Origin of the sequence: Chryseobacterium sp. PMSZPI (genome assembly GCF_002835665.1) — a bacterium.
GTDB lineage: Bacteria > Bacteroidota > Bacteroidia > Flavobacteriales > Weeksellaceae > Chryseobacterium.
In genome coordinates, this window is the sequence record NZ_PIZV01000003.1 from 1 (window position 1) to 8,380 (window position 8,380).

Here is an 8,380-nt window from a genome sequence, read left to right on the forward strand (position 1 = left end):
AGCCTCCACATGTAAAACTATATATTGGAATTTTAAAAAATATAGTTGAAAATTATTGGGAAAAAGAAGGTTGCTTGGAAGGATCGAAAATCTAAAATATATTCTTAATAAAAAGCTGTTCTCAAAATATTTGAGAACAGCTTGAATTATTTTTAAACATAAAAGTCCGGAGCACTATTTTAAAGCTTTAGTAACGACTTTACAATCAGCGGTGCTTAGTGTTTGTCCATCTTTATAGCTAATCTTTTTTTCATTAGAATATTTAGACTGTCCGTCTTCTTCTTTATGGTCACCAATTCCTTCTGTTAAAGTATTGTCTTTCTGAAGGAAATAAATATCTCTTTTGCTCTTTTTACCTTCTGAAGTAAATTCATAGGTTAATTTTAATGTGTCTCCTGATTTAAAGCCTGTTATATCACCTTTTGAGCTGTCCTTTTCACTGTTTTTATAAGATATTTTTCCGGTAATTGTTCCCAGATTATCATCAATAGAGGCAAATACACTGTCTTTTCCTGTAACCCCAATATAACAGAATGATTTTGGCCCTAGTGTATCTATTACGGGTTCAGCTACTGCAATGGTGTCAGCTTCAGCTTTCGGAGCCGGAGTTTCAGTCTTTTTATTACAATTCATTAAAAAAACTGATACAGCGCTCAGTAAAATTATTTTTTTCATATCCCTAAGTATTAAGTCAAATTCCCTGCTAAAATAATAATAGTATTTGTATTTTAAAAATAGGATATAAGCAGAAAATGAATATATGATGTAAATTAGTTTTAAAACCTAAATTTTTAAGAAAAAAATAAAAAGGAAAACCGGCTTAATAATTCCTTAGTGATTTTAATTAAAAAACAGAGAGCTATAAGGCCCTCTGTGGATATTTAATTTTCAAGTTTTTCTTTAACGTACTTAGCTGTATAAGATTTCTTATTTTTAGCCAAAGCTTCTGGAGTTCCGGCAAAAACAACTTCACCACCATGTTTTCCTGCTCCCGGGCCAATATCAATGATGTGGTCTGCAGATTTAATGATATCCGGCTGGTGCTCGATGACAATTACGGAATGTCCCAAATCAATCAGTGCCTGTAAAGACTTCAGTAACTTTTGAATATCGTGGAAATGAAGACCAGTAGAAGGCTCATCAAAGATAAACAATGTTTTATCTGTTGTCACCCCTTTTACAAGGAATGATGCTAATTTTACACGCTGGGCTTCTCCTCCGGAAAGCGTAGAAGAACTTTGTCCTAATTGCAAATATCCTAACCCAACTTCTTGTAAAGGTCTTAGCTTGGTTACAATTTTCTCTTCATTATTATCTTTAAAGAATTCCAATGCCTCATCCACAGTCATGTGAAGGATATCGGAAATATTTTTCTCGTCAAATTTAACTTCAAGGATCTCATTTTTGAATCGGGATCCCTTACAAGTTTCACATTCCAATTCAATATCTGCCATAAATTGCATGGAAACATTGATTACCCCTTCACCTTTACACTCGTCACATCTTCCACCGTCTACGTTGAAAGAGAAATGTTTGGGCTTATATCCCATCATTTTGGCCACTTTCTGTTTTGCAAAAAGATCACGGATGTCATCATAAGCTTTCAGATAGGTTACAGGGTTTGATCTGGATGATTTTCCAATTGGATTTTGATCAATCAGTTCAATATTTTTGATCAGTTTTTTAGGAAATTCTACTGAGTCATAATCACCTTTCTTTCCACCCATTCCTAATTGGATCTGAATATCATTGGTCAGAATTTCCTTCATCAATGTAGATTTTCCACTTCCCGATACTCCGGAAATAACTACCAGATTTTCTAAAGGGATATCAACATCAATATTTTTCAGGTTGTTTTGACGTGCTCCTTTGATGTGGATCCATTCTTTTGCTTTCCTGCGTTTGGCAGGTACTTCTATTTCTAATCTTCCGGTAAGGTATTTTGAAGTAAGTGTGTCGGCATTTTTCAGGTCTTTATAATCTCCTGCAAATACCAGTTCACCACCGAGATAGCCGGCTTCCGGACCAATATCGATAATATAATCGGCTTCTCTCATGACATCTTCATCGTGTTCTACAACAATGACTGTATTTCCTAAATCCCGAAGATTTTTAAGAACTTCGATGAGATTTTCAGTATCTTTAGAATGCAGTCCGATAGAAGGTTCATCCAAAATATATATAGAGCCAACCAAAGAACTTCCCAGACTGGTGGCCAGATTAATTCTCTGACTTTCACCTCCTGAAAGGGTATTGGAAGTTCTGTTTAAAGTTAAATATCCTAAACCTACCTTTAATAAAAATTCCAGACGGGTTGTGATTTCATATAATAGTCTTTTGGCCACTTCCTGATCATGCTCCGATAATTTAAGATTGTTGATCATTGGAGACAATTCATCCAAAGGAAGTTCAATCATCGATTGGATATTATGGCCGTCTACTTTTACCCAGCTTGTTTCTTCACGTAATCTTAAACCTTCACAGGTAGGACAAAGGGTTTTCCCTCTGTAACGTGAAAGCATAACGCGGTATTGAATTTTGTATAAATTTTCTTCAAGCATTTTGAAGAAGTTATTGATACAAGGGAAATTACTTTTTCCATCTCCTTTCCAAAGAAAATTTTTCTGCTCCTTTGTCAGCTGATGATAAGGCTTATGAATAGGGAAGTCGCCTGCTTTTTTTATGAAATCTTTTTTCCATTCGCTCATCGTTTCTCCTCTCCAGCAGACAACGGCATCTTCATAAACAGATAATGTTTTATTGGGAACTACAAGGTCTTCATCTATTCCGATTACTTTTCCATATCCTTCACATGCAGGACATGCTCCGTACGGATTGTTGAAACTGAAAAAATGAACGTTAGGTTCAAGGAACTCCATACCGTCCAGTTCAAATTTATTAGAAAACTCTTTTACTTTTTCGGTATCTGTATTTTTCAATGAACAATGACCACGACCTTCATAAAATGCCATCTGGATAGAATCTGCAAGTCGTTGTAAAAAGCTCTCATCTTCTTCATATGAAAAACGGTCAATAACAAGATTGATGATCATTCCTTTTTCCGGAGTAAATCCGAAACTTTCCAAATCTTCGATTCCTGCTATATTTCCATTGATTTCAAGTCTTGTGAAACCTGCTAATTTTAAAATATTTAATGTCTCTTTAAAATTATCGACATCATACTCCATTGGAGCCGTAAGTAGGAAAGAAGTTTCTTTTTTTGAAGCTTTAATAAAGTCCACAACATCCGAAACAGAATCCTTTTTTACTTCTTCCCCGGAAACCGGAGAAAATGTTTTTCCAATCCTGGCGAATAAGAGTTTCATATAATCATAAATCTCAGTAGAGGTTCCTACCGTAGATCGTGGATTAGAAGAAATTACTTTCTGTTGAATAGCAATAGATGGAGCTAAACCTTTAATGTCATCTACTTTAGGCTTTTCCAATTTACCTAAAAACTGGCGGGCATAAGAGCTCAAACTTTCAACATACCGTCTTTGTCCTTCTGCATAAATCGTGTCAAAAGCTAAAGATGATTTACCACTTCCCGAAACTCCTGTAATAACGATGAGTTTATTTTTAGGAATCAGGACATCTATATGTTTCAGATTGTTAAGATGTGCATTCTTAACGTAAATCTGTTTTTTTATATCTATTTCTGTTGTATGAGTCATATTTTGTTTATTCATAAAAGTAACTGTACAGATTATGATCTGCCAGTATAATGGTGTTTTGCATAGAATATTCTACACTTGTCATCAATTGAACATGAAGCCTTTCCGTTGTCATACAACATATTGATAAAACTGACCTGGAAAGAGAATATTTCATTGTAAAATTAAGACCCACAAAATTACGAATTTTTAGCGAAAATTGTATGTATCTATTCTTACTAAAAAATAATCTGTACGATCTAAGAATAAGAGTGCTGCAGACAAAATAATACATTGATAAAAAGGATGATATGAGATGTTTTTGTGTAATTATTCCACTTTTTATATCAATTTTTATTGTATTGAAGCGGGTTTATAAGTTTCATTATTTTTTTTATTGAAGGTATTGTTTCATATTTTAAAATTAGTTAAAATTGTATTCATAAATATGTAATATAGAAATGAGAAAATTATTCAGAGATCTAGTTACACATTTAATGAGAAAAAGATAAAAATACTCCCTCCGACACACAGATGCAACATTTCTATGTTGCATCTTTTTTATGACAAGTATCATTTGGCTGTCTTGGTGAACTCTCTTATTTTTGGAGGTTATTAAAGAAACTACGAAAACGATTATGATCAAAAAGATAGGAAGTGTTTTTTTTCTGAGCGCTTTACTTAGTGTACACGCACAGGAAAAAACAACTGATATTGAAAATATTGAATTTCAGGGAAAATTTATCTCCACCCCTTATAAAAGTGTCAACCAGAACATTACGGTTATCACCAAAGAAGATATTGCCAATGCTGCTTCTAAGAGTATTGATGAAATTCTTCAGCAGGTTCCGGGTATGGACATTAGAAGGAGAGGATCTAATGGAGTTCAGAGTGATATCAGTTTCCGTGGAAGTTCCTTTGAACAGGTTCTGTTGTTATTGAATGGAGTAAGGATGAACGACTCTCAAACCGGGCACAACTCTATGAACCTTCCGATAGATCTGGAAGATGTGGAAAAAATTGAAATCATTAAAGGGCCAGCTGCCAGGCGTTTTGGACAGAATGCTTACGTGGGAGTAATTAATGTGATTACGAAACCGGGAATAGGAAAAAAAATTAAAATAAGTGCAGAAGGTGGGGATTATAGTTCTTATGGATTAGGATTCAATGCTCAGATGGGAAATGAAAAATTTGCCAATACCCTTCAGGCCAACTCTTCAGGATCAGAAGGATATATGTATAATACGGATTATGAAATTCGAAATGTATTTTATCAGGGAAAACTGAATATTAAGAATGGAGATTTGAGACTTCAGGCTGGTTTTTCGGAAAAGAAATTCGGAGCTAATGGGTTTTATGCTTCCAAAACGGCTATAAATCAGTATGAGGAAATGCAGGCGTCTATTGTAAGTATGGCTCATCAGCAGACATTTGGAAAATTAAAACTTAATTCTAATGTGTACTGGAGAAGAGGGCAGGATATGTATTTATATACCAGACAGAATCCTGGCGGATATAGAAATATGCACATTGGTAATAATGTTGGTGGAGAAGTAAACTCAAGCTACCAATGGGGATTGGGAACAACCGGAGTAGGTGTAGAGTTGAGAAAGGAATTTCTGGTAAGTACCAATCTTGGAAATCCTAACCGTTTTGTTTCTCAGGTTTTCTTTGAACATCATTTCTCTTTATTAGATAAAAAATTAAATATCAGCCCGGGAATTTCATGGGCCAACTATTCTAAGGAAGGAAACTTCTTCTATCCGGGATTGGATGTAGGGTATAACTTTAACCCAAACAACAAAGTGTACGGAAACATCGGGAAAGTTCATCGTATCCCAACTTTTACCGATCTTTATTATGTAAGTCCACAAGAGCGTGGTAATCCAAATTTGCTGCCTGAAAACGGTGTTTCATCTGAGATAGGATATCAATACCAGAATCAAAAGATTTTAGCTAAAATCAGCGGATTTTTAAGAGATTCAAAGAACTCTATTGACTGGATAAAAAAAGACATTAACGATAAAACATGGGTTGCCGAAAATGTTGGAAATATCAAAATCAAAGGAATAGAGACCGAGATTAATTACAAAATGACCAACTGGCTGAAAATGATGGCAGGGTATACCTATATTGATGGTCAATTTCAAAAATCCAATGAATTTGTTTCAAAATATATTATGGATAATCTGAGACATCAGTTCATAGGTAAAGTGGAAGCGAAATTCCTTGGAGCCTTTACGAATGAAGTTGTTTACCGATACAATGAAAGAATGAATTTAGGAAGCTATCAACTATTGGATGACAAATTAAGCTTTACCAAAAAAGAGTATTCTGTATATGTGTTGATTAACAATATTACCAATACAAAATACACAGAAGCATTTGGAGTTCAAATGCCGCAAAGGTGGTTCCACATTGGTTTTTCTTATACAATTAATATTAAGTAGATGTTAATTTGATATTAATTAAAGTTAATATTAACAAATTGTTAAAAGATTTACATTTGCAAAAATTTTTTATGAAACGTTTTTTAGGTTTAGGTTTACTACTTGGTATTTCTTTTTTTAAAGCTCAGGAACACATTTCCAGCTTCAATGCAGTGACTTTAACCTACAAATTTCATCCGAAGTTTTTCCTTTATGCAGAAGGGCAATTGCGTGGTAACGAAGATTATACCTATCCGGATTATTATGAGATAAAAGGAGGATTAGGGTATAATCTTACCAAGAATCATAAACCTTTTATAGGGCTTGGGAGGTATGTCAATTATAAAGATCATAGTTTAAGCAAAGAAGAGTTCAGAGTATGGCTTCAAGATGTTATCGATCTTAAAAAAGGGATTGTGAAATTTGAAAACCGTTTCAGAGTTGAAAAAAGTTGGTTTTATGAACCTCAAACGGATAATACATCTCAAAGGATGCGCTATCGTTATCGTTTGAATGTAAGTGTTCCTTTGAATGCAAAGACCATTAAAAAAGGAACTGTTTTCGCAAATGCCTATGATGAAATATTCTTAGTAACCCCTATGAAACCTACTTTTGCCAGAAACAGAGTATACGGAGGTTTGGGTTATCAGATCGATGAGCATTTTGGGGTACTGGGCGGATACCTTTGGCAGCGTGAGTTTGAAGCAAAGGGAAATAGAAATCTACATTTTGTATATCTTGCCTTGAATATCAATATAGACAATACAGACCATCATGTGAAGACTTACGATTTCCCTGGAGCGGATTAATAAGCCTTATCCAAGCTTGCCTGAAGATTTACTAATTCTTGTTTGGAATTTAGATAATGTTCATTCAATAATGTCTGATACCTTTCAATAAGCAATGATAAAGAGTCAACTTCGTTTTGAAGGTAGCGATCATTGTTGAAGTAAATATAGTGCGCATCTACATAGTGTTGAAGAAGATTTCTGTCTTCTTCTGCCAATAAAGTTCCATAGGTTGAATCTTCCAGAAGATGTTTAATTTTTTGTTTAAAAGGTTTTTCAGCTTGCAGCAATTTTACCCTGTGTTTACGGATTTCTTCAAAAGGTAATGTAACAGCCATAAACTGCAAATATCCTATAAATTCATTAAGACTTTCCTGAAATTCATCATATTCTTTATCAACCATTCTGAACTTCTCGTACGTACTGAAAAGGTTTTCCTTATCAGTTTCGGCAGAAATTCTATAAAAATGGGCAAAAATAATTTTATCATTTTCAAGAAGATCATTCTTTACTTTTTGCAGTTCATTTTCAAATTTTGGGATAAGGCTTTGGGCATCCTTCGCTTTGTATAAAGTGCCCTCAAATCTGAATGTTTTTATGTCTTTAGGATGAGAATACAAATAATTTAAAGTCTGTAAATCACCTTCTATTCCTGCTTTTTCATACACTAAAGACACTTTTGTATCGCTGAAAAGATCATCTCTGTCGATTTGTACTGGATTTGAAAGAACAACCTCAAGATTTTCTAAAACCGGATTATGTCTCTCATAATATCCGTTAAACTTCAAGCTCAGATTTTCATAAGAGCTGTTTTCCCTATAGAGTTGAACAAAACTTTCATTATCTATGATTTCTCCTACATTTTTTATTTGTAATAAGGTCAGGTATTTCCTGGTCATGGCTTCGCAGATATGATCATAACCTTTAATAATTTCCGTTGCAAGCCTATGATTAAAACCTGAGTTTTGAGTTTTATTTGTTTTAATCTTTTCAATTCTCTTAGCAATATCAGGATGGGAAGCCCATTGATCTTCGATTTCTATTCTTGATTTGTTGTAGCGGTTCAGATCTTCTATGTCTATTTTAGGAAGACCATTTACATACGGATGGTTGTTTCGCTCACTCAAAATCTGCATCGATGAAGTCTGATTTTTATAAAGATTCTGCGGAAGATATTTTTCTTTGCTTTCAATATAAAAGTTAATAGAATGGGCTAATGCTGCATCGCTTAATTCCAGTCTTAATAAAGATGAAGTCTGTTCTTCAGGATTGGTTACAAACGTTGAAATGGCATCAGCATGATATTCCATTTCTCTCTGTAATGAAGCATGATTTTTAAAGAGAAAGCTCGACATGTTTTTGAGAATATATTGAAAGGCACTGATAAAACCTACTGAGATGTGTCCAAAAAAAGTGAAAATGGCATTTCCGCCCGAAAATTCTAAAATGAAATTCTCATAATCCTTATTGTTATAAACCGTTTCAAAAATAATTTTTTGTGCCTGATCTA

At 34.0% G+C, this 8,380-nt stretch carries 5 protein-coding genes; 2 read left to right on the forward strand and 3 right to left on the reverse strand.

What is annotated here, in order from left to right; all coding sequences use genetic code 11:
• Positions 1-174: 174 nt before the first annotated feature.
• Both CW752_RS01050 and uvrA read right to left on the reverse strand, forming a co-directional pair.
• On the reverse strand, positions 175-675 hold the full coding sequence (locus CW752_RS01050; RefSeq protein ID WP_101237953.1) for a hypothetical protein: 501 nt from the start codon (positions 673-675) through the stop codon (positions 175-177).
• 206 nt (positions 676-881) lie between these two features.
• A complete protein-coding gene (uvrA, locus tag CW752_RS01055; RefSeq protein ID WP_101237957.1) occupies positions 882-3,674 on the reverse strand; it encodes an excinuclease ABC subunit UvrA in 2,793 nt (930 codons plus the stop codon).
• Between the two features lie 617 nt (positions 3,675-4,291).
• Here uvrA and CW752_RS01060 point away from each other — a divergent pair.
• Positions 4,292-6,103 (forward strand): TonB-dependent receptor plug domain-containing protein, encoded by a 1,812-nt coding sequence (locus CW752_RS01060; protein ID WP_101237954.1) that lies wholly within the window; start codon positions 4,292-4,294, stop codon positions 6,101-6,103.
• Between the two features lie 71 nt (positions 6,104-6,174).
• The gene (locus CW752_RS01065) at positions 6,175-6,891 is read left to right on the forward strand and encodes a DUF2490 domain-containing protein (protein ID WP_101237955.1); all 717 of its coding nucleotides are present in this window, start codon (positions 6,175-6,177) and stop codon (positions 6,889-6,891) included.
• Here CW752_RS01065 and CW752_RS01070 read toward each other — a convergent pair.
• Positions 6,888-8,380, reverse strand: a 1,493-nt coding sequence (locus CW752_RS01070; protein WP_101237956.1) for a M48 family metalloprotease, incomplete at its 5' end; no start/stop codon positions are given. The two genes, CW752_RS01065 and CW752_RS01070, sit on opposite strands and share 4 nt — an antisense overlap.

What these genes read in the sequence shown, in the direction of transcription:
- CW752_RS01050 (WP_101237953.1), bottom strand. Translation starts at nt 675, where the DNA reads ATGAAAAAAATAATTTTACTGAGCGCTGTATCAGTTTTTTTAATGAAT.
- CW752_RS01065 (WP_101237955.1), top strand. Translation starts at nt 6,175, where the DNA reads ATGAAACGTTTTTTAGGTTTAGGTTTACTACTTGGTATTTCTTTTTTT.
- CW752_RS01060 (WP_101237954.1), top strand. Translation starts at nt 4,292, where the DNA reads ATGATCAAAAAGATAGGAAGTGTTTTTTTTCTGAGCGCTTTACTTAGT.
- uvrA (WP_101237957.1), bottom strand. Translation starts at nt 3,674, where the DNA reads ATGACTCATACAACAGAAATAGATATAAAAAAACAGATTTACGTTAAG.